The sequence below is a fragment of the Protofrankia sp. Cas8 genome (assembly GCF_963555845.1).
Lineage (GTDB): Bacteria > Actinomycetota > Actinomycetes > Frankiales > Frankiaceae > Protofrankia.
Window position 1 is genome coordinate 33,875 of record NZ_CAUVXI010000005.1, and the last position, 22,318, is coordinate 56,192.

At 68.1% G+C, this 22,318-nt stretch carries 22 protein-coding genes; 16 read left to right on the forward strand and 6 right to left on the reverse strand.

What is annotated here, in order from left to right; translation table 11 throughout:
- Positions 1–32: 32 nt before the first annotated feature.
- Positions 33–1,808: a DEDD exonuclease domain-containing protein gene (locus U9977_RS01975; RefSeq protein WP_322747409.1), complete on the reverse strand. Its 1,776-nt coding sequence runs from the start codon at positions 1,806–1,808 to the stop codon at positions 33–35.
- Between the two features lie 341 nt (positions 1,809–2,149).
- Here U9977_RS01975 and U9977_RS01980 point away from each other — a divergent pair, with 341 nt between their 5' ends.
- From U9977_RS01980 to U9977_RS02025, 10 genes are all read left to right on the forward strand, one after another.
- Entirely contained in the window at positions 2,150–2,545 is a 396-nt protein-coding gene (locus U9977_RS01980) for an HIT family protein (protein ID WP_322747410.1), read from the forward strand.
- 179 nt (positions 2,546–2,724) lie between these two features.
- Positions 2,725–2,961, forward strand: coding sequence for a hypothetical protein (locus U9977_RS01985; protein WP_322747411.1), 237 nt, complete (start codon positions 2,725–2,727; stop codon positions 2,959–2,961).
- On the forward strand, positions 2,958–4,277 hold the full coding sequence (locus tag U9977_RS01990) for an NYN domain-containing protein (protein WP_322747412.1): 1,320 nt from the start codon (positions 2,958–2,960) through the stop codon (positions 4,275–4,277). Before U9977_RS01985 ends, U9977_RS01990 begins: the two co-directional genes overlap by 4 nt.
- A 624-nt stretch (positions 4,278–4,901) precedes the next feature.
- Positions 4,902–5,771, forward strand: a complete 870-nt coding sequence (locus tag U9977_RS01995; RefSeq protein ID WP_322747413.1) for a hypothetical protein — start codon at positions 4,902–4,904, stop codon at positions 5,769–5,771.
- 42 nt (positions 5,772–5,813) lie between these two features.
- Positions 5,814–6,941, forward strand: a complete 1,128-nt coding sequence (locus tag U9977_RS02000; RefSeq protein ID WP_322747414.1) for a glycosyltransferase family 4 protein — start codon at positions 5,814–5,816, stop codon at positions 6,939–6,941.
- Between the two features lie 132 nt (positions 6,942–7,073).
- Positions 7,074–7,841 carry a metallophosphoesterase family protein gene (locus tag U9977_RS02005; protein ID WP_322747415.1) on the forward strand — a complete coding sequence of 256 codons (768 nt, stop codon included), beginning with the start codon at positions 7,074–7,076 and terminating at the stop codon, positions 7,839–7,841.
- Positions 7,842–8,061: 220 nt separating this feature from the next.
- Positions 8,062–8,496: an SRPBCC family protein gene (locus U9977_RS02010; RefSeq protein WP_322747416.1), complete on the forward strand. Its 435-nt coding sequence runs from the start codon at positions 8,062–8,064 to the stop codon at positions 8,494–8,496.
- A 15-nt stretch (positions 8,497–8,511) separates the two neighbouring features.
- Positions 8,512–9,762, forward strand: a complete 1,251-nt coding sequence (locus tag U9977_RS02015) for an ArsA family ATPase (RefSeq protein WP_322747417.1) — start codon at positions 8,512–8,514, stop codon at positions 9,760–9,762.
- Complete coding sequence (locus U9977_RS02020; protein WP_322747418.1) at positions 9,759–10,313, forward strand: hypothetical protein; 555 nt, start codon at positions 9,759–9,761, stop codon at positions 10,311–10,313. The genes U9977_RS02015 and U9977_RS02020 overlap by 4 nt, the downstream gene beginning before the upstream one ends.
- A complete protein-coding gene (locus tag U9977_RS02025; RefSeq protein WP_322747419.1) occupies positions 10,310–11,299 on the forward strand; it encodes an ROK family glucokinase in 990 nt (329 codons plus the stop codon). Before U9977_RS02020 ends, U9977_RS02025 begins: the two co-directional genes overlap by 4 nt.
- Before the next feature lie 83 nt (positions 11,300–11,382).
- Here the strand turns inward: U9977_RS02025 and U9977_RS02030 are convergent, their stop codons facing one another.
- The 3 genes from U9977_RS02030 to U9977_RS02040 all read right to left on the reverse strand — a co-directional run bounded on the left by U9977_RS02030 (position 11,383) and on the right by U9977_RS02040 (position 14,182).
- Positions 11,383–12,639, reverse strand: a complete 1,257-nt coding sequence (locus tag U9977_RS02030; protein ID WP_322747420.1) for a TIGR00300 family protein — start codon at positions 12,637–12,639, stop codon at positions 11,383–11,385.
- 100 nt (positions 12,640–12,739) lie between these two features.
- A complete protein-coding gene (locus U9977_RS02035; protein ID WP_322747421.1) occupies positions 12,740–13,105 on the reverse strand; it encodes a hypothetical protein in 366 nt (121 codons plus the stop codon).
- A gap of 243 nt (positions 13,106–13,348) precedes the next feature.
- Positions 13,349–14,182, reverse strand: coding sequence for an alpha/beta hydrolase (locus tag U9977_RS02040; protein ID WP_322747422.1), 834 nt, complete (start codon positions 14,180–14,182; stop codon positions 13,349–13,351).
- A 302-nt stretch (positions 14,183–14,484) separates the two neighbouring features.
- On the opposite strand from U9977_RS02040, the gene U9977_RS02045 reads away from it, so the two are divergent.
- The 6 genes from U9977_RS02045 to U9977_RS02070 all read left to right on the forward strand — a co-directional run bounded on the left by U9977_RS02045 (position 14,485) and on the right by U9977_RS02070 (position 20,304).
- Positions 14,485–15,333, forward strand: coding sequence for a lysophospholipid acyltransferase family protein (locus U9977_RS02045; protein WP_322747423.1), 849 nt, complete (start codon positions 14,485–14,487; stop codon positions 15,331–15,333).
- 148 nt (positions 15,334–15,481) lie between these two features.
- The gene (locus tag U9977_RS02050) at positions 15,482–16,879 is read left to right on the forward strand and encodes a hypothetical protein (RefSeq protein ID WP_322747424.1); all 1,398 of its coding nucleotides are present in this window, start codon (positions 15,482–15,484) and stop codon (positions 16,877–16,879) included.
- Positions 16,880–16,901: 22 nt separating this feature from the next.
- Positions 16,902–17,426, forward strand: coding sequence for a polyadenylate-specific 3'-exoribonuclease AS (locus tag U9977_RS02055; protein ID WP_322747425.1), 525 nt, complete (start codon positions 16,902–16,904; stop codon positions 17,424–17,426).
- Between the two features lie 124 nt (positions 17,427–17,550).
- Complete coding sequence (locus U9977_RS02060; RefSeq protein ID WP_322747426.1) at positions 17,551–18,576, forward strand: 6-phosphofructokinase; 1,026 nt, start codon at positions 17,551–17,553, stop codon at positions 18,574–18,576.
- A gap of 93 nt (positions 18,577–18,669) precedes the next feature.
- Positions 18,670–20,034 (forward strand): class II 3-deoxy-7-phosphoheptulonate synthase, encoded by a 1,365-nt coding sequence (locus tag U9977_RS02065; protein ID WP_322747427.1) that lies wholly within the window; start codon positions 18,670–18,672, stop codon positions 20,032–20,034.
- A 63-nt stretch (positions 20,035–20,097) separates the two neighbouring features.
- Positions 20,098–20,304 (forward strand): hypothetical protein, encoded by a 207-nt coding sequence (locus tag U9977_RS02070; RefSeq protein ID WP_322747452.1) that lies wholly within the window; start codon positions 20,098–20,100, stop codon positions 20,302–20,304.
- Here the strand turns inward: U9977_RS02070 and U9977_RS02075 are convergent.
- Positions 20,205–20,720 carry an LppP/LprE family lipoprotein gene (locus tag U9977_RS02075; RefSeq protein WP_322747428.1) on the reverse strand — a complete coding sequence of 172 codons (516 nt, stop codon included), beginning with the start codon at positions 20,718–20,720 and terminating at the stop codon, positions 20,205–20,207. The two genes, U9977_RS02070 and U9977_RS02075, sit on opposite strands and share 100 nt — an antisense overlap.
- A gap of 143 nt (positions 20,721–20,863) precedes the next feature.
- The coding region (locus U9977_RS02080; protein ID WP_322747429.1) for an ABC transporter ATP-binding protein at positions 20,864–22,318 on the reverse strand (1,455 nt) is incomplete at its 5' end.

Genomic DNA, 22,318 nt, shown 5'->3' on the forward strand with positions numbered 1-22,318 from the left:
GCGTTGGCCGAAATGTCCCTAATATATGCCTGTCAGCGGGCGCGTCCCAGCCGGAACACTTCCCGAGCGGCGCCGGTCGCGGGTGAGGCCCACTCGCCGTCCACGCTGACCAGACGTACACCGGGTCCGGACAGCCAGTGGTGGATGCGCTCGGTTTCCGCCGCGCTGGCGCACGGCGTGGGCCCGGGGCCCGGACGCACGGTCTCGGCGCTGGCCTGTGTCGCGGCGATCCAGGGACGCGGATCGGTGCGTGGCGGTGTGCTGGTCGCCGCGACCAGCCTGCCGTGGCGGATCACCGCGATGTCCCAACCGCCCTCGGGGGTCGGCGCTGCCGCCGTCATCTCGGCCACGCCGGCCAGCGCCGACAGCCGTTGCAGCCGCTGAGCGCCGTGCAGAAAGGCCAGCAGCCGGTCCCGCTCGACGGCGGCGTCCTCGAAGCGCTGCTGGGCGGCGAGGCTGTCGATGCGCGTCCGCGCGGCGGCAACGATCACGGACGGGTCGGTGGTCATGGCCCGACGGGCCGCCTCCACATGCCGGGCATAGTCCTGCAGGCTTTCCCGCCCGTCGCATGGTGCTCCGCACCGTCCCATATCCGCGAGAGCGCAGGCCGGCACCGACCGCCGTGGCGACAACCGGGCGGTGCACTGCCGCAGTGGAATCGCCGCGTGGATCGCGGCCGCGGCGAGATCGGCGGCGGCGGTACCTGAGAACGGGCCGAGATAGGTGCCGGCGTCGCGAACCGCCCGCACCCGGGCCAGCCGTGGAAACGGCTCGTCGGTGATCCGTAGGTAGACCGCCCGCTCCGGATGCCGCGACCGGCGGTTGTACGGGGGTTTGTGCTCGGCGATCAGTCTCAGCTCACGAACCTCGGCCTCCAGCGCATGCGCGCACGCGATCGCCTCCACCCGATCGGCCGCCGCCACCATCTCGGCCATCCGTGCCCGCGGCTCGCTCGCGGTGAAGTAGGAGCGGACCCGGGCGCGGACCGATCGTGAGGTCCCGATGTACAACGGCCGGCCGGCGCGATCGCGGAAGACATAGACCCCGGGACCGGTCGGCAGCCCGTCCGCCAGATGCCGCTTGCGCCGCTGCGCTGGGGAGACCTTCCGGGTGAAACCGTGGACGTCCTCCAGGGTGGTCACGCCGAGAGTGCCGAGCCGTTCGAACAGTCCGTGCAGGACGGCGACGGTCGCGCGTGCATCCGCGAGCGCCCGGTGACTCGGCTCGCTGTCGGCGCGGAAGAGGCGGGCCAGCGACGCCAGCTTGCAGTCCGGGCTTTCATCTTTGGTCACGATCTGGCGGGCGATGCGGACGGTGTCCAGATGTTCCCAGTCGGGGACCGGGTAGCGGCCGCGTGCGCACGCCGCCCGCAGAAAGCCGAGGTCGAAGGGGGCGTTGTGGGCGACCAGGACGCTGCCGTGGGCGAACTCCAGGAAGGCCGGCAGAACGGCGTCGATGGACGGCGCGGTGGCGACCATCGCGTTGGTGATTCCGGTCAGGACCGAGATGAACGGCGGTATCGGTGCGGCGGGCCGCACCAACGTGGCCATCTCCGCGAGGACCTGCCCACCACGGACCTTGACCGCGCCGAGTTCGGTGATCTCACTGTCGGCGGTACGGATGCCAGTGGTCTCCAGGTCCACGACGACAAAGGTGACATCCCGCAGGGGCCGGCCCAGTTCCTCGAAGCTGGCCTGCCGTGGTCCAGGTCCAGGTCCAAGCCCGGATGGGGCCGGGGCCGGGGACGTCGAGAACGGCGTCGGCGCGGTCCGATGGTGGCCTCCCGGCGCTGGCGAGAACGGGCTCATGCCCGCGCAAGGTACAGCCAGCCTCGGACAGCTTCAGCCTCGGACTGGTTCCGTGGCTGACAGGGACAGCCCGCGAGACCCTATTGCCAACCGGGCCTGCCGTCCGCACCCGTTCCGGTAGGTAGTTTTTGTCATGATAACGACCGTTTTTACCTACGCCCGGCCGGTGGCGGCACGAGGGGTAGGTGACTTTCGCCGCAATGGCAGCAGTTTTGACCTACGGCTGCGGTGTCGGCTAGTGAGGTATCACGCGCAGGGCGGGGCGAACCCCTCGCGACCACCTGTGGTGAGCACCGTACGGCCCCTCATCTGACCGGCTCGGATGCCGATAGTGTCCGGGCATGGCCAGCATCTTCACCCGGATCATCAATCGCGAGCTGCCCGGGCGGATCGTCTATGAGGACGATCACTGCGTGGCGTTCCTGACGATCGCCCCACTCACACCCGGGCACACACTGGTGGTCCCGCGGCTCGAGGTCGACCACTGGATTGATCTTCCATCGGACGTGCTGGGGGAGTTGTGGAGCGCGGCGGCCACGGTGGGCCGGGCTGTGGACAGGGCGTTCCACCCCCGGAAGGTGGCCGCGCTGCTGGCCGGCCTGGAAGTACCCCACGTCCACGTACACATCGTCGCGATCGACTCCGAGGCCGAGCTTTCCTTTGCCAGAGCTGACCAAAATCCCGACCCGGCAGCGCTGGATGACGCGGCTGACCGGATCCGGGCCGCCCTGAAGTAGGTCACGCCAGCGTATTAACATTTTGCCTGGACGAAGTACGTAAATCGAGCTATTCGGGCTATTGAGACTATCGGGGCTGGAGCGAATCGTCAGAGACCGCTGGCGATCCGGATGGGTCGGGCTGCGCCCTATACGCTGGTGCGTCATCGTTGTTCCCATCGCGCCCCGGAGTCTGCGCCGTGCCCGTCGACCTGCCCGGACCGCATACCCGCTGGCGGTGCGGGATATGCGGTAATCTGACCCGTTTCGATGTGGCGAGGACGGTGCGGTCACGGGACTACGTCCACGTCGATCTTGCCGGTGCCTCCCGCGTGGAGGAACGGGACGTCGTGGACGAGAAGATCGAACACGTCTGGTGTCGTTGGTGCGGTGCGGTGGACAGCGTGGTGTGCGAGCCTCGGCCGGCGTCCGGGTGAGCGAGCCACTGCCGCCCAACGTCCGGGCCCAGGTCGTCGCGTTTGCCGCTGACACCCTCGCAGACCTTGCGGAGCAGGATGTGCCGGCCCCGCTCATCGCGGTGCGGCGCTTCATCCCGTCGCGACGTGCCCGGCTCGGCGCTACGCCGTTGGCCGCCGCGATCGCGAACGACACGGTGTTTCGCGGGCGGGTGGCCGAGCGGGTCCGGCTCGCCCTGCCCGACCTCGTGGCCGCGCTCTCCTCGGCCGAGGGACCGCCGGAAGCTGCGCCACCGGAGGAGATCGCGGCCGTCGCCTATGTCCTGCGCCTACCTGGCTGGGAGCGGATGGTCGAGGCTGCGGCCCAGGAGCTGGCCGAGGCGGCGGCGGCGGCGCTCGCCGCGCAGGCTGCCGGGACCGCCGCGCGTCTGAGCGATCAACTTGAGGCGTTGAAGCGCAGCTCAAGGGTTGAGAGCGACCAACTGCGCGACCGCCTGGCGGTGGCCCGGACCGAGGTCGAGGATGCCCGCAGGCGGCTGCGATCGTCCGCTGACCGGATTCGTCGGGCCGAGCTGGACGCACAGGATGCCGTGCAAGCCGCTGAGCGGATACGTGACGAGGCGGTTACCGCGGCCCGTGAGGCCGAGACCGAATCCCGTCGGCTGCGACAGCGGGTCACCGAGCTTGAGGCCGCGCTGGCCGCGGCACGGCGCGGCAGCCGAGAAGCCAGATCCGTGGAGGATGTCCGCCTGCGCGTTCTGCTCGACACCCTGATGGCTGCCGCGAACGGATTCCGAAAGGAGCTCTCGTTGCCGACGGCGGTACGGCGGCCCGCCGATGTCGCAGGGCGCGAGGATGATGACGCGATACTGTTCGATCCGTTCTGCGGAGTGGGCGCGCGCGGCCTCGCCGAGGACGATCCCGGGGTTGTCGACGAGGTCCTCGCGATCCCCGGCGTTCACCTCATTGTTGACGGCTACAACGTGACCAAACGTGGCTATGGATCGTTGACTTTGCAGGCACAGCGTGCGCGGCTGTTGTCGGGGCTCGGTGCACTGGTCGGACGTGCGCCGGAGAGCGAGATCACGGTGGTCTTCGATGCGACCGCGGTGATCGCGCGGCCGGTTGGGGTGACCGCGCCTCGCGGGGTGCGGGTGGTGTTCAGCCGGTCCGGCCAGCTTGCCGACGAGGAGATCATCCGGTTGGTGCGGGCCGAGCCGGCGGGCCGTCCGGTGGCTGTGGTGACCTCCGACCGGGAGGTGGCGGAGACAAGCCGGATGTCAGGTGCCCGGCCGATCCCGTCCGCGGCGCTGCTGACGCGCCTCGACCGGTCCTGAGTCGGCTGGCCTGAGCTGACCGGGCCTGGGCGCTCCAACGGTCGCGAGAAGTTGTCGGACCCTGCGGCTACGTTGCGTCTCGGCGGCACACGGCGCTCGTGTTGCCGAAGGCATTGAGAAATCTCGACGTAGCCGGCCGGTAGCCGGCCGGAAAGGCGGACACGATGCTGATCGACTGTGACACCTGCGTAGTTCGCGGGGATGCCTGTGGTGACTGTGTGCTCCACCTCCTGCTCGCGCCCGAACGTGTGGCCGACTGGGACGAGGCCGAACAGCGGGCGCTGGCGGTGCTGGCGGATGCCGGCCTGGTGCGGCCGATGACGCCGTGGCCGCAGCCTGTGCCGGTCGCGTTGCCCCCTGCAGTCTCGTCCCCTGCAGTCTCGTCCCCTGCAGTCTCGTCCCCTGTTGCCTTGGCGCCCGTTGGGTCCGGGCCTTCGCGGCACTCGCACTCGCCCGTACAGCGCTCACGTGGACGTGCACGTAGAGCCGGCTGACCGCCGCGGCAGTGGCGAAGGCCGTCCGCAATCGGGCGCCTGGGCAGCGCCGCCGGGCGGCACGGTGGAACAACCGCCGCAGCCTGGCACGCCGGAACAGCTGAAACGGTGGCCGCGACGACGCTCGTTGGTGGCTGTGTCAGTGGCGCTTGTCCTCGCCGTAGCTGCCGTGGGGGCGCTGCTGGTCGCCGTGGCTCCCTGGGATCATGCCGGGGCGGTCCGGACGCCGCCGGTCGACCGGCTGACCGTCACGGGCGAGGGGGCGTCGTCCGTCACGGTCGCGCAGGTTCGCCACGATGCCGGTGACGCTCTGCGCTACGTACGTGGTGTCTGGGACGGCGAGTGGTCCGCTCATGTCGTGGTCGACGTTCCCCCGGACGGCGCCGGGTTCCGCAGCCGAGTAGGCCGCGCGAGCGTGGACGGTGAGGCGGCGGTCGCGCTGATCCCACGGGTGGGTGAAGCCGGGCCGTCGGCCCGGGAAGCCGCGCGTGTGATCATCAACCCCGATGTCTATGAACGGCTTTCAGCTGAGGGCCGACAGGTGGTGCTACGCCACGAGCTGACCCACCTGGCGAGCGCGAATGTGACCGGCCCTGGCACCCCTACCTGGTTGGTCGAGGGTCTCGCCGAGACCGTGGGCCATGGCGATGTCGCCCTGAGCGTGACCCGGGCAGCCACCGAGCTTGCGGCTGAGGTCCGCTCTGGTTGGCTGCCGGACGCACTGCCGGATGACGCGGCGTTCACCGCCGCGGACGGGACGGTTCCCCGCAGCTACCAGGAGGCCTGGCTCGCCTGCAGGCTGATCGCGGAGACGGTCGGCCTGGACGGGCTCATCGGTTTCTACCGGCGGGTGGGGTCGGGAGAAGGCGACCCGCGTATCCGGCTCGCCGCCGGTTTTCAGGCGTTCCTCGGCACTACCGAGGCCGGGTTCGTCCTCCGTTGGAGGTCCTATCTGCGTACGCGGTTGTCAACCGACGCCGACGTGCGACCACCGGGTTGAGCCGGCTGCCGAGCCGTCCGCGGAACAGGAGAATATGGCCCGATGCAGGTGCTTGTTGTGACCAACGATTTTCCACCCCGTCCGGGTGGAATTCAGGCGTATGTACATAATTTTGCCAGTCGGCTTCCCGGTACGCAGGTGACCGTGTACGCCCCCGCGTGGAAGGGCGCGGCGGCCTTCGACGCCGCCGCGCCCTTCCCGGTGGTGCGCCATCCGACTTCGATGATGTTGCCGACGCCGGACGTGCTGCACCGGGCCCGGGGGATCGCCCGGTCGCACGGCTGCGATGCGGTCTGGTTCGGAGCCGCGGCGCCGCTGGGACTGCTCGCGACCGGGCTGCGCCGCGATCCGGGAGTGCGCCGGATCATCGCGAGCACCCACGGCCATGAGGTGGGTTGGGCGGCGTTGCCGGGTGCACGCCAGGTGCTGCGCAGGATCGGCCGGTCGGTTGACGCCGTGACCTATCTCACCGACTACACCAAGGTGCGCCTCGCGCCGGCGTTCGGCCGTCACCCGACCCTGACCAGGTTGCCCAGCGGCGTTGACACCGAGTTCTTCCGACCGGGTGTCGGGCGCGACGACATCCGCAAGCGTCACGGGCTGATCGACCGCCCGGTCGCGGTGTGCGTGAGCAGACTGGTCGGGCGAAAGGGCCAGGACATGCTGATCAGAGCCTTGCCGGCCTGGCGTCGCAGGGTTCCCGGAGCAGTCCTGCTGCTGGTCGGTGGGGGACCACACCGAGCGTCGCTCGCCCGCCTGGCCCGCGAGGTCGGAGTGGACAAGCATGTGGTGATGACGGGTTCCGTGCCGTGGGAGGAACTGCCCGCCCATTACGCCGCCGGCGATGTGTTCGCCATGCCGTGTCGGACGAGGCTGGGCGGCCTGGAGGTCGAGGGGCTCGGCATCGTCTACCTCGAAGCGTCCGCCACGGGTCTGCCGGTGGTGGCCGGGCGCAGCGGCGGAGCGCCGGACGCGGTGCTCGATCGGCGGACCGGCATGGTGGTCGACGGTCGTGACCTGGGGCAGATCACCGATGCTGTCGGAGGTCTGCTGGCCGATCCCGAGCGCGCGCGGGCGATGGGTGCGGCTGGCCGCGCCTGGGTCGAGGTGGCCTGGCGCTGGGACGTTCTCGCGGCCAGGCTGCATGACCTGATCGCGTCCGCCGGATAACGGCCAGGACGGGCGTCGGCGGCGTTGTGCGCACCCATGCCCACACGTGGAGGGTTCCCACTTTCGTGGACAGTTTGAGATCAAAATGATCTATGATCGTGACATGAATCTTCGAGGCTAGACTGACCGGGCATGAGGGTACACGTGGTCAGTGACGTCCATGGGCGTGCCGACGCGCTTGCCGCCGCGGGGAAGGGCGCCGACGCCTTTGTCTGCCTGGGCGATCTCATTCTCTACGTGGACTACCGCGATTACGGTCGTGGGATAATGGGGGACCTGTTTGGTCCGACGGCGGTTGGACGAATGATTCAGTTACGGACCGAGCAGCGTTTCGACGAGGCTCGGGACTGGTCTCGTGGTCTGTGGGCGACGTTGGGTGACAATCGCCAGGAGGTCATCGAAGGGGCGATCCGCAAGCAGTACGAACAGATGTTCGATGCTTTTCCGACGCCGACTTTTCTGACCTATGGCAATGTGGATCTTCCGCATCTTTATCAGGACTACCTGCGCGACGGTGTCACGCTCCTGGACGGCCAGACGACCGAGATCGGTGGGCTGCGTTTCGGCTTCGTGGGCGGCGGTCTGCGTACTCCGATGCGCACTCCCTACGAGATCGACGATGATGTCTATGCCGCGAAGGTCGCAGCCCTCGGGGTGGTGGATGTGCTGTGCTGCCACATTCCGCCGCACCTACCCGAGCTCGTGTACGACACGGTCGCTCGGCGTTACGAACGGGGCAGCGTGGCGGTGCTGGAGGCCATCCACGAGATCCAGCCCAGGTATGTGCTTTTCGGGCATGTCCACCAGCCATACCGGGAGGTTCTCGAGATCGGACGCACACGGTGCGTGAACGTCGGGCATTTCAACGCCCGGGGGACGCCGTTCGTGCTGGAGTGGTAACGGCCGTACGGGCCTGCGGGCCATCCGGTAGCCTCGACGACCGGTCACGATGATTATCCTGGCCTCCAGCGGGCGGAAGGCTGTGCGATCATAGCTCTTCCCGCGTCGGGGTTCCCGAGCTCCGGGAGACTCCGAGGAACCTGGAGAACCGGTATGTCAGGCAACCGGTATGTCAGCGACGCCGGGCATGCCCGGATAGTTTGTGGAGGCACTGTCACCGATGGCGGATCAAGCCCGAGCCACCGTTACGATCAATGCTGAGCCAGTGAAGGTGATGGCCGCGATTGCCGACATCGCTGCGTATCCAACCTGGTCAGGGCCTGTGGAACGATCCGAGGTCGTCGCGGTCGGACCGGACGGTCGCCCGCACCAGGCCCGTTTTCTGATCAACGCAATGGTGGCGAAGGAAGAGTTCGTCATCGAGTACACCTGGTCGGGCGACGAGTCGGTGCGCTGGACGCTCGTCGAGGGACAAAACACGATCTCTCAGGACGGCGGCTACGCCCTGCGCGATCGTGGTGATGGCACGACCGAGGTCGTCTACGACCTGACTGTCGAACTTAAGATCAAAATTCCCGGTCTACTCCGGCGCAAGGTCCAGAATGGCGTGGTCGACGCCGCGCTGAAAGATCTCAAAAAGTATCTCGAGAGCTGACAGCGCGTGCGATGCGTGCTCTTTTCCGGTAAGGGGGGCGTCGGGACGACCACGGTCGCCGCGGCAACGGCAACGCTGGCGGCTCAACGCGGCAGCCGGACCCTGGTGCTGTCGGCGGATCCGGCGCGAGGCCTTGCGGCTGTCCTGGACCATCCGCTGGCCGACGTTCCCGTTGAGATCGAGTCCGGCCTGTTCGCGCAGCAGGTGGACGTTCAGCGGGTGTTCGAGGAGCAGTGGCAGGTTCTTCGCGGGTACTTCGGGCGCCTCTGGGAGGTGACGGGAACCGAACCGATCGACGTTGGTGAGCTGATGGTTCTGCCCGGCGCCGCGGAGGTGCTCACGCTGTTGCATCTGCTTGACCAGATCAGGTCCGGGGACTACGAGGTCGTCGTAGTTGACACCGGCCCCGTCGCGCAGCTGCTGCGGCTGCTGACGCTGCCCGAGACCCTGTCGTGGTATCTGCGCCGGATGGTCCCGGATGACTGCCGGGTTTCCCGCCTGCTGCGTTCCGGTCCCCGCCTGCTCGGGCGTGGCGAGCTGGCAGGCGCTGTCACGGAACCGCTGATCGAGGCTGCCGCACGCCTGCGAGAGATCATGAACGAAGTTCGGGAGGTTCTCTCGGACCCGTCGCGATCAAGCGTCCGGCTTGTCCTGACGCCGGAGAGCGTGGTGGTGGGGCAGACCCGCGCAGCGTTGACGGCGCTGGCGTTGCACGGCTTCGGCGTGGACGCGGTGGTGGCCAACCGGGTGCACACCCAGGCCGGCGCCGACGCCTGGCGGGCCGGTTGGGTGGCCGTCCACCGCGAGCAGCTGCTGGAGGTCGAGCGGTCCTTCGCACCGATCCCGGTCCTTCGCGCGGCCTACCGGGCTGGTGAGCCGATCGGCCTGGAGGAGCTGGCAGCCTTCGCGGCGGCCGCATACCCGGGCCTGGACCCGGTGGGTGTTCTCGGGACTGGCGGACCCGCCGCCAGTGGACCCGCCGCCAGTGGACCGGCCGACGGCGGACCAGGCGACGGCGGACCGCTGCGCGTCGAGCGCGCAGGTGACGGTTTCGCGCTCTCGCTGAGTTTGCCGTTCGTGGATCGATCCGAGATCAATCTTGCCCGGATCGGGGATGACGAGCTGATGGTGTCCGTCGGCTCCCAGCGGCGGCTGTTCACCCTGCCCTCAGCGCTGCGCCGGTGTGACGTGCGCGGCGCGGCACTGCGAGACGATCTCCTGATAGTCTCCTTTGTGCCTAATCCAGACCTTTGGGTACGTGTGTGACCCCTAACATGGCCGGGCCGCTGGCGCGGGAAGCTGCCCTGCTGGCCGCTGCCCTGCGGGACATGCTTGTCGACCCGACGCTGCACGACGGGGCCGCCGGCCACCGCGCGACCGGCGGTACCGACGCGACCGGCGGTACCGACGCGACCGGCGGTACCGACGGTGTGGGCAGTGATCCTGACGCAGCGGCGGCGGGGCTCGATGGTGAACCGTTGTCTGATCGTGTCGCGGGCAGTGGAGGTGGCAGTGGCGCCCATAATGGTTCTTCGGACGGCCATCAGGACAATCGATCTGGTGGGGTTTCGATCGCGGCGTGCCAGGTGTGTCCGGTGTGTCGGCTCGTCGCCATGCTGGCCGCGGGCCGTCCGGAGGTGACAGCGCATCTGTTCGCCGCCGCGACGTCGCTCACCGCGGCGTTGCGGGCAATCCTCGCAGGTCCCGTTTCGGACGTCACCGAAGGCGCCGACGGTCACGATGGGACAGACAGGCAGGCAGGCACCACCGAGCGACCGCGGCCCCGGTCGCGCGTTCAGAGGATCGATGTCGAATGATTGCCGCAACGACGTCGGGGCGGAACCGAACGGAGCCCGGCCTGGTGGTCGGCGTGGATGTCGGCGGAACCAAGGTTGCCGCGGGCGTCGTCGACGCAACCGGGGCGATCCTGGCTTCGGTCCGCTGGCCGACCCCCACCAAGGAGCCGGCCGCGGTGGTCGACTCGATCGTCGCGGCAGTTGATGAACTGCGGGTCGTCGTCGCGCCCCGGCCGCTGGAGGCGATCGGCATCGGAGCGGCCGGCTGGATCGACCGCGAGCGGTCACATATCCTGTTCGCGCCGAACCTCGCGTGGCGTAACGAGCCGCTGCGGGACGATGTGAGCGCCCGGACCGGCCTGCCGGTGGTCGTCGAGAACGACGCGAACGCGATGGCCTGGGGGGAGTACCGGTTCGGCGCCGGCCGCGGTCACGACGACCTGTTGTGCGTCACCGTGGGAACGGGCATCGGCGGCGGGATCGTGCTCGACGGCAGGCTGCACCGGGGACATTTCGGGATCGGTGGGGAGATCGGGCACATGCAGATCGTGCCCGGAGGTCAGCCGTGCGGCTGCGGGAACAGGGGCTGCTTCGAGCAGTATGGGAGTGGTCGCGCACTGCTCCGGACCGCCCATGAGTTGGTCATGGCTTCGCCTGCGGCCGGCCGGCGGATGTTGGAGCTGGCGGACGGCGACATGGCGGGTCTCACCGGTCCGACGATCACCGAGGCCGCCCGGGAGGGCGACCCGCTCGCGGTGAAGTGCTTCGAGGAGGTCGGCAGCTGGCTGGGCCGCGGGCTTGCCAGCCTTGCCAGCGTCCTTGATCCGAGCCGTTTTGTCGTCGGTGGCGGCGTGGCTGAAGCGGGTGATCTTTTGCTCGGCCCGGCCCGGGCGGAGTTTTACTACAATCTGTCAGGTAGCGAACACCGACCTGCGGCGGAAATTGTCGTGGCGGAGCTTGGGCCGCCGGCTGGGATCATCGGCGCGGCCGACCTGGCCCGAACCTGATCGTTTGTCGTCGCAGACCCCGGACCCGGGGTCGCGGCCGGGACCGGGACCGTCCAGGCACACTGCCGTCCGGGCGTGCTGCGTCAACGGTCGCGCCCTGGGACGGGACGGTAGTCGGCGACCAGTTCCTGGGCCAGCTGTTCCAGGAACAGGCCGGTGTCGGTGACGACACCGACAGCCTGGGCGAATCCACGGTCGACCAAGGTGGCGACGTTGCCCGGGTCAATGTCCACACAGGCCACCGGGATGGATGCGGGCAGGATGTTACCGGTCGCCACCGAATGCAGCATCGAGGCGATCATCATCGCGAATCCGACACCGTGCAGGGCCTCGCGCATTGCGCGCTGCCCGGCCAGCACATCGGTGTGGACGTCTGGCAGCGGGCCGTCATCGCGGACCGAGCCGACCAGGACGAACTTCTTGTCGGCTTTGACGATCGCATGCATGATCCCGCCCGTGAGGATGCCGTCCTCAACCGCCGTGGTGATCGAACCGGCGCGCCGGATCGTGTTGATCGCCCGGATGTGCTGTTCGTGACCGCGTTCGGCCGCAGTGCCGCGGGTCAACTCGTTGCCGATCGCCTCTCCGTAGAGGGCCGCCTCTATGTCGAGGGTGGCGAACGCGTTTCCGGAGAACAGCACGTCCACATAGCCCGCCTCGACCAGTGCAACCATGGCGGGAGTGGCCCCGGCCTGGACGACCGCGGGCCCGGTGACCCACAGCACCGAGAAACCCTCGGTCTTGAGCTCGCGGATCTGGCGGGCGATCGTGCGGACCAGAAGAGCCTGGCGTTGTGGTGACATCGGTGTCGTTGACGATGACAGGGACTGGAAGGTTCCATACATCCGCGTCGAGTGGTCGCTGACCGGTAGGACGGCCTTCACGCCGGCCACGCCGCACACGATCATGTCGCCGGCCCGGACCTCGGACACCGGGACGGTCCGCACCCGCCCGCCGGCGACGACCAGGCCGCAGTCCATCTCGGGATGTTCCACCGGCACCCACTGGCTGCCGATGCGGACCATGGTCTCCAGGTTCGTGGTCGCGTAGAAGTCCGAGGGGAACACGCCGTCACGGTCGGCGGGCCGCAGGACTGCCTCGCCCGGGCTCACGCTGTTGACGCCGTGTACCTGGATGCGCATGAGAATGCGGGAAAGCAGGTTCGCCGAGTCCGCACCAACGATGATCTTCGCGTGTGACTCGTCGTCGTGGCTCTTTCCGAGATCGATGCTCTCGACCTCGTAGTCGCCTCCGTAGCTCAGGACATCGTCGAGTACCCGAGCGAGAACTCCGGTGTCCATCAGGTGACCGTGAATCTCGACCGTTTCGTGGAACCGCACGCAGCCACCCCTTCCGTGACCTGGCCCTGGCGCCGAGGTCTGTCCATCCGAATCCGGGACTAGGGCCCTGTCCGATCGACCAATATCCATCGGACAGCCCCTAGAGGACCGCACCGTCGTCGCCGTCGTCGGAATCGGTGGGCGGTCGATCCCCCATCTGTGCTACCAGTGTGACGACTCCGCCCAGCACAAGCATGACTCCGGCTATGTCATGGCTCGTACCGTGCTCGATTCCGGCTACCACCGGCGCGAGCAGGATCCCGACGCCGAGCGCGATGGAGCCCAGCGCCCACCGGGTGACCGGACGCATCCGCGGCAGCGGTGGCGGTGGCGGTGGCTCGTAATGATCAGAGGGCTCGTAGGGGTCCGGCTCCTGGCGGGAGCCTGTTGCCTGATGGAAGTCGCTGGTATCCGCCTCGTCGGTCAGGCCCGCGACCAGCGCCGCAAACGCCGTGTCCCACTCCATCGCGTGACTGCCCACAGCGTCGGCCCCGGCTTGTGCCCTGCCCGTAGATCCCGCGTCATCAGCGCATTCTTTGCCAGCGCATTCTTTGCCAGCGCCTTCGTCAACCGGTCCCTGGCCGGCTGCGTGTTCGTCTGCGGACCGTTTGGCTGCGCAACCGTCATCCGAGGAATGCTCGGGTGCCCGATCCCGGCCCGAGCCATGATCGGGCCCTCTTCGATCGCCGGGCGTCATGTCAGCCATGGCTCAACCCGACAGCGATCCGGGCGGAACCCCGGGCGCGGCGGCACCACGATCGTCCAGCCTTCGGCTGTCAAGCACCGCGTGGGTCTGGACGAACGCGAGACTTTCGTCGAAGATCGTCTGGCGGTCGTTGTCCAGCGTGGCCACGTGATAGCTGTCCTCCAGGACGCGTTCGGAGATGTCGCACGATGTCGCGCCGGCCAGCAGGATCTGTCCGGACGAGGCTTCGACGACGTGGTCGACGCGGCTGCGGAAGGTCAGCACGGGGCACACGACGCGTCCCAGGTCCGGCACCGTCACCCGCCACAGGTCGGTCAGGGAGACGTAGGCCCGCAGCGGCACCCGCTGGTAGGCGATCTCCCGCACACCGCGAGCTTTGATGTCGCTGCTGACCCCGGGTATGCCGGGTATGATCCGGGAGAGTAGCGGGGTGATCGTTGAAATTCTCCGGTCGGTACCGAGGCTCGGGTTGACCGTGACCGCGCCGGCCACGGCCGGACCGTGCACCTCCGCGAGGCGCAGGGCCAGCGTTCCGCCCATGGACAATCCCATGACAAAAACGGTCTTGCAGCGTTCCCGGAGCTGATTGAACGCGGCGTCTGCCGCACCGAACCAGTCCCGCCAGGTTGTGGCGTTCATGTCCTGCCAGCGGGTGCCATGGCCCGGCAGCAGCGGACAGGACACTGTCAGGCCGGCCTGCGCGAGGAACTCGCCCCATGGGCGCATGCTGTGAGGTGTGCCTGTGAATCCGTGGATCAGTAGCACGCCGATACCACCACCGTCGCGCTCAAACGGCTCCGCACCCGGTGTGACCGAACGCTGCGGTCCGCTCGCCATGGTTTCCGCCCTCTCGTCACATGCGTGGGACCGTTCGCCCTCTGTGGGCGCGCGGTGTTTCTCCGTTATCATCGCGCAAACCAGCCTTGCTGCATGCTCGCACGCTCGGGAGACACAGGCCATGCTCGATGGGCCGCGCGGGCCGCGCGGGCCGGTGCGAGGCGGCTGTGACGGCAGCAACACGGCTGGGTGCCGCGGCGCATGTCGGTGGACGCCGCCAGCAGGGGTCCATAGGGTTATTCCGGCCACCGTGTGCGGGTGTGTCCGGCGGATATTGGTGGACGACCACACCGGGAGCTGACGTGTTGTACTGGGTCGTCAAGGCGTTTCTCACCCCCTTCCTGCGGCTCTTCTGGCGGCCGTGGGTCGAGGGGCTGGAAAACATCCCGGAGCGGGGTCCCGCCATCCTCGCCGGTAATCATTTGTCCTTCGCCGACCACTTCTTCCTCCCCTTGGTGGTGCCGCGGCGGGTCACCTTCCTGGCCAAAAGCGACTACTTCACCTCGCCGGGGGTCAAGGGGTGGCTTAAGCGGTTGTTCTTCAGCGGTGCGGGTCAGCTCCCGATCGACCGCAGCGGCGGGGCCGCGAGTGACGCTGCGCTGCGAACCGGGGTCAAGGTGCTGCAACGCGGCAAGCTGTTGGGGATCTATCCGGAGGGCACCCGATCGCCGGACGGACGACTCTACCGCGGCAAGATCGGCGTTGCCCGGATGGCGCTGGAATCGAAGGTTCCGGTGATCCCCATCGCGATGATCGGTACTTTCGAGGTGCAGCCGCAGGGAAGGCTAATTCCCAGGATCGGGCGCGTCGGCATCCGGATCGGGCGCCCTCTTGACTTCAGCCGGTATGTGGGAATGGCCGATGACCGCTTTGTGCTTCGATCCATGACCGACCAGATCATGTATGAGCTCATGGTGCTGTCGGGCCAGGAGTACGTCGACATGTACGCCCAGCGGGCCAAGGTCGAGATCGCCGCCGCGCGCGAGGCTGCGATCGAGGCGGCCGGCGGCTCGGGATCTCCGGATTCCGTCGGACGGACGCACGATCACACGACCGCCGTGATGCCCCACACCGCACGCGCCAAGGGTGGGAGCGCCGACCGCGACAGCCGCGACGTCGGCGACGGGACGGGTACCCGCCAGGCAGGCTGATGCCCGGTGCGGTGGGCACGGCAGGATGGTCGGTGTGTACTCATCGGGGGATCCTAGGGCGTCGGGCGTGCGCAGGGGCGGACGCCCGTTGGTCGGGTGTGCCGAGCGCATGCGTTTCACGAGGCTGGGTGCCCCGCGGTGGTCGGCCGTGAGGGGCACGGTCGTGACCATGACCATGGTCGCGGCGGTGGCTGTCACGGCCCTCCCGGGGGCCTTGGCGCAGCCCGCGCGCGCCGCGGCACCGGTGAGCCCGACTCCGACCCGGATCGCCTCGGCCGGCCCACCCGCTGGGACGGTGCTGCGCGCGGGCCGCTTTGTCGTTGATCCCGAGGGTCGGGTGCTGTTCCTACATGGCCCGTCGGTGCCGCCGGGCGGCACCGTTGACACCGCCACCGTGCGGCAGTGGGCGGCCGCCGGCTTCAACGCGGTGAGTATCGGCGTGCGGATGGAGGCTGACGGGACGTTCGCCGGTACCTCCGGTCGAGGGGGCGTGCCGGCTCGCGTAACCGCCGACGGTTTCGACCCCGGGCTCGACCAGCTCGCCGACGCTGTCGAAGCCGTCGTCGGCCAGGGTCTGCGCGCGATGATCCAGATTGTGCCGACGGCGTCGGCTGCGAAGGCTGGTGACGAGGCCTACGCCGAGGGCTTACGGCGTGTGGCTGGCCGGTTCCATGACGTCGTCGGACTCGTCGGCTTCGAGCTCACGACATCGACGGGTTCCCCCGGGCTCAACGGGGCTGTCCGGGCCACCGATGCGCACCATCTCCTGTGGCGGCAGAGCGCCGCGTCGTTCGACCCGACCGCGAACGTGGTGACCAACGACGAGGCGGCGCTCCTCGTCGGGTGGGCGGCTGGCGATCCCGCGACTGTGCTGCGGTTGGTGTCGGCCGCCGACACGACGCAGATCGGGTGGTTCTTCGACCGGCCACTGAGCGACGTGACTCTCGCCGCCATCGCCAGGCCCTACCCGGCCGCCGTCGCCGGTGTGCCGGTGGGCTTCACCTACAGTCCCTCGGGGCGGCTGCTGACCCTGGCCTACATACCGGCGCCGGCGGGGGGCGGTACTTTCGGTGGCCGGGTCGCGACCCAGATCCGTGTGCCGGCACGTGTGTATCCAGATGGTTACGTGGTGCGGGCGAGCGGGGCGACGGTCGTATCCGCCCCGGGCGCGGGCGTGGTCTGCCTGGTCACCGATGCCAGAGCCTCCCGGGTGGACGTCAGGGTCGAGCCGGCCACCGCCGAGCAGGCACCGCCGGTGGTGTCACCGCCGGCGGGTGACCCCTGCCCGGCCTCACCTGCGCAGTCGACGACCGCGTCCGCTCCAGGGCAGTCGGCCGGCAGCGTGGCCCGGACGGACGAGACCGCCGGACCAGTTGCTGACAAGGCTGCCGGCCGCGCGCAGGACGGGGTCAACGGCGTGCTGCTCTGGGCGCTGCCGCTGGCGGGTGCCGCGGGAATGGCGTCGGTCCTCAGCGGCCTGCGGTGGAGAATGCGCCGCGGCCGCGGTGGACGGGTGGCCGTTTCCAGCGATCAGCGCTTTCGCTGACGTGGCCAGGCAAACTGGACGGGTGGGCACCCGATATCTCTATGACACCGAGTTCATCGAACGTTCCGAGGCGGGTCACCACTGGTTGGACCTGGTGAGTATCGGAATCGTCAGTGAGGACGGCGCCAGGGAGTACTACGCCGTATCCACCGAGTTCGATCCGGCGTTCGCGGTGCTGTGGGTGCAGCGCAACGTCCTGGCCAAGCTGCCGCCGCCGGCGGATCCGTCCTGGCGGTCGCGGTCGCGGATCCAGTCGGACATCGCCGAGTTCCTCAGCGTCGACGGGCCGCCGGAGCTGTGGGCCTGGTATGCCGCTTATGACCATGTTGTGCTCTGTCAGCTTTTCGGCACCATGACGGATCTTCCCCGCCCGTTCCCCCGGTTCACCCGCGACCTGCGCCAGCTCTGGGAGGAGGTCGGCCGTCCAGCACTGCCCCGGCCACCGCACGACGCTCACGACGCGCTTGCCGACGCTCGCCACAACCTGGCCCGCTGGCGGGTGCTGGCACCGCTGCGGGCAGCGCTGTCGCCGGCAGCCGCGGGGTAGGTTTTCGCGGTGCCTCCGGCCGCGCCACGCTGTCAGATGTATTTCTGCACCGCTTCGCTGCGACTACGCTCCGCTCTGACGAGCCCGAAACGGGGCGTCCAGGCGGCGAAGAAGAGGTGCGGTCGTGCGGATCGGCGTGCTGACAGGCGGTGGGGACTGCCCAGGGCTGAATGCGGTCATACGGGCGGTTATCCGTAAAGGAGTAGATATCTATGGACATTCGTTCATAGGTTTTCGGGACGGCTGGCGTGGTCCCTTGGAAAATGCCGCGGTGCCGCTCGGCGTCGACGCGGTCCGCGGCATTCTTCCGCGCGGTGGGACGATTCTCGGTTCCAGTCGCACAAACCCTTACAAGGTGGATGACGGCGTCGCCCGCATCCGGAAAACTATTGACGACCTGGGGATCGACGCCCTCATCGCCATCGGGGGCGAGGACACCCTCGGCGTCGCCGCCCGGCTCCACACCGAAGGAATCCCGATTATCGGGGTTCCCAAAACCATCGACAACGACCTGTCGGCTACCGACTACACCTTCGGGTTCGACACGGCGGTCAACATCGCGATGGAGGCCATCGACCGCCTGCACACCACCGCCGAAAGCCATCATCGCGTCCTCATCGTCGAGGTCATGGGCAGGCATGCCGGTTGGATCGCCCTGCACAGCGGAATGGCGGCGGGCGCCAACGTGATCCTCATTCCGGAACGACCCTTCGACATCGACAAGGTCTGTGCCTTCGTCGAACACCGCTTCGCCTCGCACTACGCGCCGATCATCGTGGTGGCTGAGGGAGCGAGTCCGGTGGCCGGCAGCCTGGTGGTCAAGGAAGGGGAGCTGGACGCCTTCGGGCATGTCCGGCTGCAGGGAATCGCGTCCGTGTTGGAGACGGAGATCCGTGGCCGGACCGGGCGGGAGTCCCGCGCGACCGTGCTTGGCCATGTCCAGCGGGGCGGCACACCGACGGCGTTCGACCGGTGGCTTGCGACCCGCTTCGGTCTGCATGCCGTCGACGCGGCACACGACGGTGACTGGGGCACGATGGTGGCCCTGCACGGAACCCGGATCGACCGGGTACCGCTGGCGGAGGCGACCCGTGAGCTCAAGCTCGTACCGGAGGAGCTCTACACCGAGGCGGAGGTGTTCTTCGGCTGAGCCGGTGACAGGTCTGAGCCGGTGACAGATTCGCGAGGATGACATGGTTGAGATCCGACCCGACCCGACCGTCACACCGTAACCTATACTACCGTGGACGAATTGGATGTCTGGCGGACCCTGCCGGTCAAGCAACAGCCGAACTGGCCCGACCCTGCGGAGCTGACTGCGGCCCGCGACCGATTGGCGGCCCTCCCGCCGTTGGTCACCGCGCCGGAAATTCGGGTTCTGACCGAACGGCTGGGGTCGGTTGCCCGGGGCGAGGCGTTTCTGCTCCAGGGTGGGGACTGCGCCGAGACCTTTGCCGCGAACACCGCCGACAAAATTCGCGACAAGGTGAAAACGCTGCTGCAGATGGCGGTCGTGCTCACCTATGGGGCAAGCGTGCCGGTGGTGAAGGTCGCCCGGATAGCCGGCCAGTATGCCAAGCCGCGGTCAGCCGACATCGAGGCGAGCACGGGGCTGCCGTCCTACCGCGGCGATGCGGTCAACGACATCGCCGCGACGGCGGTGGCCCGCCGGCCCGACCCCGGCCGGCTGGTGGACGCCTACCATGCCAGCGCGGTCGCGCTGAACCTCGTCCGGTCCTTCGCCACCGGTGGGTTCGCTGACCTGTCGAAGGTGCACGAGTGGAACAAGACGTTCGTGCGGGACTCGGCGGCCGGGCGTCGGTACGAGATCATGGCGACCGACATCGAACGGGCGTTGTCGTTCATGGCCGCCTGCGGCATCGACCTCGAACGCACGTCCAATCTGCACGGCGTCGAGCTGTTCACCAGCCACGAGGCACTGTTGCTGGACTACGAGCGCGCCCTGACCCGGACGGAGGATGCGACCGGCGCGGTCTACGACGTGTCCGCACACATGCTCTGGATCGGCGAGCGTACCCGTGATCTCGACGGTGCGCATGTGGACCTGATGTCGCGGGTCGGTAATCCCATCGGGTGCAAGGTGGGTCCGAACGCGTCCCCGGACGACGTCCTGGCGTTGGTCGATCGGCTCGACCCCGAGCACATCCCGGGCCGGTTCACGGTCATCACCCGGATGGGCGCGGGACGCGTCCGCGAGGTGCTCCCCGCGATCGTCGAGAAGGTCAACTCCGCCGGCCATCCCGTGGTGTGGTCGTGCGACCCCATGCACGGCAACACCCGCGATGTGAACGGGGTCAAGACCCGGCACTTCGACGACGTCCTCGACGAGGTGTTCGGCTTCTTCGAGGTGCACAGGTCGCTGGGTACCCATCCCGGCGGTGTGCACATCGAGTTGACCGGTGACAACGTGACGGAGTGCCTCGGCGGCGGCGAACAGATCGGTGAGGCCGATCTCGCCGGACGGTACGAGACCGCATGCGATCCCCGGCTGAACACCGGCCAGGCGCTTGAGCTGGCCTTCCTGGTCGCGGAAAGGCTCCAGCAGGGCTCCCCCCGCCTCGCTCCCACCGGACCTGCCAAGCGCTGAATGCCTCAAGCCGGGAGCAGGTCCGGCAGGTCAGGATATGGGTGCGCTGAGGAGGAGCGCTTCATGCCCGCGTTGCTGTATGCGCGGGTGCCGCGGGACGCGGCCGAGGAGAAGAAGATTCGTCGGTTGGCGGGTGCCCGGCACACTCCGGCCGGCTGGATCCCGTATCGCTATCCCGTGCTGTTCACCGCTCGGCGGCTTACGGGAGCCGACCAGCTGGCGGGCGGAACGGGGTCAAGGGACGCGACCTTTATCTTGTCCCAGCGGTAGCGTACCGTCGCCGCACCCGCGGTCGGACAGCACAGAGGATCGTTGGAATGATACAAATCGTATCCGATGGCCACGACGTCGCTGGTGGACCAGATCCACCGAACGGTCGCACTCGGCCGTGCGGTGTCGGCTCCGACCAGGCGGCCGCGGTGGAAGAGGAAGGCGCGCTGCGGGTGCCCGTCCACGGAGCCGCTCCGCCGCGCGACGATCACGCTGAGATCGCCGTTCTGGTTGAAGCCGCCTGTCTGGGTGGCGGTGTACCCCTGTGACCGGATGGCGGTCAGGGCCTGATCAAGACTCAGCGAGGGCGTCGTCGACGGTGATACCGGCGCCGCACGGGCGACTCCGCCACCCCAGCCGGTAAGCACGACGGCGGCAATCATCATAGAAATAACGAAAGAGCGCCTTAAGATCATGAATAGCTCCTTGTCTCAGGCCTATCCGGCGAATCTAGACGCCTGCCTCGCTCCCGGCCACCTGGTTGTCCACCGCATCCCGCATATCCCTTTCGTCGGCCGTCGCAACGTCACACCGATATTTCCCGGTCAGCGGTCAGCGGTCAGCGGTCAGCGGTTATGCCGGATTCCGGCCGACTGGAAGCTAGCCGTCGGTAGAGAGAACTCGTCAGCAACAGTTCCTCGTGCCGGCCGGTGGCCACCACCTGTCCCTTGTCGAGCACGATGATGCGGTCCGCCGCCTGTACCGTGGAGATCCGGTGTGCGATAACCAGAAGTGCGCCGGTGGCTGAGATCTCCCGCATCGCCTGGGTCAGCGCGTGTTCGTTCATGGAATCCATCTGCGAAGTCGGTTCATCCATGAGCAAGACGGCGGGCCGGGCCAGGAGAGCCCGGGCGATGGCCACCCGTTGGCGTTCCCCGCCGGACAGCAGGACACCGTGGTCACCGACTTCGGTATCCAGGCCGGCGGGCACCCGCGCGAGCAGATCCGTCAGGCTCGCGGTGCGGACGGCCCATTCGAGATCTTCCTCGGTCGCGTGGGGTGCGGCATACTGGATGTTGTCGCGGAGGGTGCCCTGTAGTACCGGGGCCTGCTGCTCGACCAGGTTCACCCAGGCGCGGGCCGTCGAGCGGTCGATGGTGCGGACGTCCCGCCCGTCGAACAGAATCTCCCCACGGTCGGTGTCGTAGAATCGTTCGATGAGCTGGAGCACGGTGGACTTGCCGGCACCGGACCTACCGACCAGTGCGATGTGGCCGTGACTCGGCACTGTGAATGACACGTCGCGAAGTACCGGCTCTGTCCCGTAACCAAACTGCACGCCACGAAACTCGATCGCCGGTGTGTCGTGCGACCGGCCGACTACCTTGCCATTGCTGTCGGTGCGCGCAGCCTGGGCCACTGGCCGGCCGTTGTCCCAGCTGGGGTACCACTGCCCGGCTCCGTCCTGTTCATCGGCTTCGCGCGGGAGCGTGAAGACCGCGTTGACCCGTTGCAGCCCGCCCATACCCCGCTGGATCGTGCCCGCGGCCTCGAACAGTTCGGAGAGGGGCATGACAAGGTATGTGACGTAGAGCAGGAATGCGACGAGATCGCCCAGCGATGTCGAGCCTTTCGCGACGAGCACTCCACCGACGAGCAGTATCACCAGAATCGAACCGTGGATGGTCAACTCGACCGCAGGGGTGACAATCGAGTCCAGCTTGGCCATCCGCACCCCGGCGTGATAGGCCTCTTTGACATGCACGCCGATACGTTCGGCCTCTCGCTGCTCGGCACGGCTGGCCCGGACGGTACGAATTGCGCTGAGCGCCCTTTCGAGGTCGGCGGTCATGCTCCCGACGCTGGCCTGACTGCGTTCTGAGGTGACACGGATACGCACCAACACGCCCAGCACCATCGTGGCGGCTACCGCGACCGCGACCAGTACGATCAGGAACAGCAACGGGTTAAGCCAGATCATCGCCGCCACGGTCCCGATCACACCGATCGAGCTCGTGACGATCACCGTGAAGCTGTAGGCCACGGCCTCTCGGACGAGGGTCGTATCGGTGTT

Bases quoted from the DNA above. Each gene is read 5' to 3' on its own strand.
- U9977_RS01975 (WP_322747409.1), bottom strand. From the start codon at position 1,808: ATGAGCCCGTTCTCGCCAGCGCCGGGAGGCCACCATCGGACCGCGCCG.
- U9977_RS01980 (WP_322747410.1), top strand. From the start codon at position 2,150: ATGGCCAGCATCTTCACCCGGATCATCAATCGCGAGCTGCCCGGGCGG.
- U9977_RS02000 (WP_322747414.1), top strand. From the start codon at position 5,814: ATGCAGGTGCTTGTTGTGACCAACGATTTTCCACCCCGTCCGGGTGGA.
- U9977_RS02005 (WP_322747415.1), top strand. From the start codon at position 7,074: ATGAGGGTACACGTGGTCAGTGACGTCCATGGGCGTGCCGACGCGCTT.
- U9977_RS02010 (WP_322747416.1), top strand. From the start codon at position 8,062: ATGGCGGATCAAGCCCGAGCCACCGTTACGATCAATGCTGAGCCAGTG.
- U9977_RS02025 (WP_322747419.1), top strand. From the start codon at position 10,310: ATGATTGCCGCAACGACGTCGGGGCGGAACCGAACGGAGCCCGGCCTG.
- U9977_RS02035 (WP_322747421.1), bottom strand. From the start codon at position 13,105: ATGGAGTGGGACACGGCGTTTGCGGCGCTGGTCGCGGGCCTGACCGAC.
- U9977_RS02040 (WP_322747422.1), bottom strand. From the start codon at position 14,182: ATGGCGAGCGGACCGCAGCGTTCGGTCACACCGGGTGCGGAGCCGTTT.
- U9977_RS02070 (WP_322747452.1), top strand. From the start codon at position 20,098: ATGCCCGCGTTGCTGTATGCGCGGGTGCCGCGGGACGCGGCCGAGGAG.
- U9977_RS02075 (WP_322747428.1), bottom strand. From the start codon at position 20,720: ATGATCTTAAGGCGCTCTTTCGTTATTTCTATGATGATTGCCGCCGTC.